This window comes from Paucidesulfovibrio gracilis DSM 16080 (assembly GCF_900167125.1).
In the GTDB taxonomy this organism is placed as follows: Bacteria; Desulfobacterota; Desulfovibrionia; order Desulfovibrionales; family Desulfovibrionaceae; genus Paucidesulfovibrio; species Paucidesulfovibrio gracilis.
Map to the genome: position 1 here is coordinate 1 of NZ_FUYC01000047.1, position 2372 is coordinate 2372.

Below are 2372 nucleotides of genomic sequence, written 5' to 3' on the forward strand. Positions count from 1 at the left end.
CCGAGGGGAAAGCCCTTTCTGCAAGAAAGGGTTGCCCCTCGGAAAAAAGTATCCCGTACCCGTCGAATTGAGCATCGACGAGCACGGGGAAAGGGGCGTTATTGGCCTGCCATCATGGCCGCGATATCGTCCTGCACGGTTCCGACGGGCTTGAGGTCGAATTTCTCAATGACCACCTTGGCCACGTTGGGGGACAGGAACGCCGGCAGGGTCGGACCCAGGCGAATGCCCTTGACGCCCAGGAAGAGCAGGGCGAGGAGGACTGCCACGGCCTTTTGTTCGTACCAGGCGATGTCGTAGGATACCGGCAGATCGTTGATATCATCCAGTTCAAAGATTTCCTTGAGCTTCAGGGCGATGACCGCGAGAGAGTAGGAATCGTTGCACTGCCCCGCGTCAAGCACGCGCGGGATGCCGCCGATATCGCCGAGATCCAGCTTGTTGTAACGATACTTGGCGCAACCAGCGGTCAGAATGACGGTATCTTGAGGAAGATTTGCCGCGACGTCCGTGTAATACTCGCGGGATTTTTGCCGTCCGTCGCAACCCGCCATGACCACGAACCGTTTAATGGCACCGGATTTGACCGCCTCCACGACCTTGTCGGCAAGGGCGGTAACCTGGTGGTGGGCGAATCCGCCGACAATGGAGCCTGTTTCCAGTTCCGTGGGCGGAGAACATTCTTTGGCTTGAGCGATGATGCCGGAAAAGTCCTTGGTCCCGCCTTCGGGACGCTCGGCAATGTGCGTGGCGCCGTCATACCCGACAACGCCGGTCGTGTAGAGGCGGTCGAGGTAGGTGTTGCTTTTCTTCAGCGGCACAAGGCAGTTGGTTGTCAGCAGGATGGGACCGTTGAAGCTTTCGAACTCCGCATTCTGATGCCACCATGACCCGCCGTAGTTCCCCACGAAGTGATCGTATTTCTTGAAGGCCGGGTAATAGTTGGCGGGCAGCATTTCACCATGGGTATAGACGTCGATGCCCGTTCCCTCGGTCTGTTTGAGCAGCTCCTCCATGTCCTTGAGGTCATGGCCGCTGATGAGAATGCCGGGCCTGTGGCCCACGCCGATGTTCACTTCGGTGATTTCCGGATGCCCATAGGTGGTGGTGTTGGCCTCGTCCAGAAGCGCCATGGTCGTGACCGCGATTTCACCGGTCTTCATGACCAGGCCGATCATTTCATCCACGGACAGGTCTTTGGTTGTGGATGCGAGCGCCTCAAGCATGAAATCGTCGATTTCCGGCCTGCGGAATCCCAGAACTGCTGCGTGTTCGGCGTAGGCGGCTACTCCCTTGAGTCCGATGATCAGAAACTCGCGCAACGAACGCACGTCTTCGTCTTCGGTGGCCTGGATGCCCACGGTCTTGGCCTTGTCGGCAAAGGAGGAGACCGGACCGCTCCAGGTGGCCGCGTCGGGCAGGGCGTCCGTGAACTTCTGTCCCTGTTTGGCCGCATAGGTCTCAAGGAATTTGGCTTTCAACGCATCCCGCCGTTCAAGGGCTTCTTGGACCATGCCTTCGAAACGGGCATCGTCCCAGTTGGCGTTGGTGATGGTCGCGAACAGCCCCTGAAGCACGAAATCATCATTGGATCGGTCCGGACTGCCCAGTTCCTTGAGCTTTTCCCCGTACACGGCGATGCCCCGCAGAACAAAGATAAGAAGATCCTGGAGATTGGCCGTTTCTTCCGGTTTGCCGCACATCCCTTTGACTGTGCAACCGGCGTTTTTCGCTGTTTCTTGGCATTGGTAGCAAAACATATCTGCCTCCTTGCGTTGGGGAATGATGTTTGAGCGTTACAGGCACCGATAAAGAAACGACGTCGTGGGGTGGCCCGTGGTCGAAAGTCTACCGGTATGCCCACTGCAATACGGTGTAGTGCGTTTTTGGGTGGGGGTATTTGACTTGCGTCAAATCATGTCGGTCGTGATGGTCGAAAGTGTGGGAAAGGGCATGCTGGTTAAGCTGCCTTCGGCGACCAGGAGGCCCGCGGCCCCCTGGACCCCCGTTTACCGGTCTCGCGCTGTCGCGCGGCCGGGGGCGTAGGGTGGGAGGTCGCCTGAAGAGTGACAATGGGGAGGAGTGCGGCGGCGTGATCTCATGTTGCCGCGATTTCCGGGATGGCTCCGCCCTCCCGAAACTCGCGGCAACGGTGCGCCCAAGCCACGGGGAACGGCCATGGCCGTTCCCTGTGGCTTGAGGGGGAGGGGCGTTTCATGTCGAGACAGGGGAGGCAAGGGGGGCCGGACGGGTATGGAATGGGGTGTTCCGGAGGCACTTGCGGAAATGTCGAGCGGCGGCAGCCGCGAGCGGTGAACGGTCTTTGGGAAGGGGAGTCCGAGGGGAAAGCCCTTTCTGCAAGAAAGGGTTGC

Annotated in this window: 1 protein-coding gene; it reads right to left on the bottom strand. The window is 59.1% G+C overall.

Annotated elements, in window-relative coordinates; translation table 11 throughout:
• Nucleotides 1-98: 98 nt before the first annotated feature.
• Nucleotides 99-1760: a hydroxylamine reductase gene (gene hcp, locus B5D49_RS14590; protein WP_078718454.1), complete on the bottom strand. Its 1662-nt coding sequence runs from the start codon at nt 1758-1760 to the stop codon at nt 99-101.
• Nucleotides 1761-2372 lie beyond the last annotated feature (612 nt).